1 protein-coding gene and 1 pseudogene are annotated in these 401 nt (G+C 33.4%); both read right to left on the reverse strand.

Annotation, left to right across the window (positions count from 1 at the left end; all coding sequences use genetic code 11):
• Positions 1–144: septation protein SpoVG family protein (locus tag KI356_RS27480; protein WP_212937038.1), on the reverse strand; the 144-nt coding region annotated here is incomplete at its 3' end.
• A 152-nt stretch (positions 145–296) separates the two neighbouring features.
• Positions 297–401: pseudogene (ridA, locus tag KI356_RS27485) on the reverse strand (2-iminobutanoate/2-iminopropanoate deaminase); the annotation flags it as partial.

Here is a 401-nt window from a genome sequence, read left to right on the forward strand (position 1 = left end):
TGGCATTGCTACAAATAATCCATTATTGCCATCAATTACACGAATATCATGAACAACAAATTCATGGTCTAGAGTAATAGAGGCAATTGCTCTCATGCGGCCTTCTGTGTTTACGCGGCGTAATCTTACGTCAGTCACTTCCATCTTGTGTTCACCACCCTTTTCTAAATAAGCGATATATTTGTATAAATTCCACAAAATTTCTATTTTCCCTTTAATTTTTTAAAAATTTTTAAGATAAAAATTTTTAATACAATTGAATATAAGGATTAGTAGAGGTTATCGCTTACAAAGACTTACTTAACTAGGGCAATTACTTCGATTTCAACGGAAACATCTTTCGGTAATTTTGCTACTTGTACACAAGAACGCGCTGGTTTATGAGTAGAGAAATAAGAGCC

The organism is Bacillus hominis, assembly GCF_018332515.1.
GTDB classification, from domain to species: Bacteria; Bacillota; Bacilli; order Bacillales; family Bacillaceae_G; genus Bacillus_A; species Bacillus_A hominis.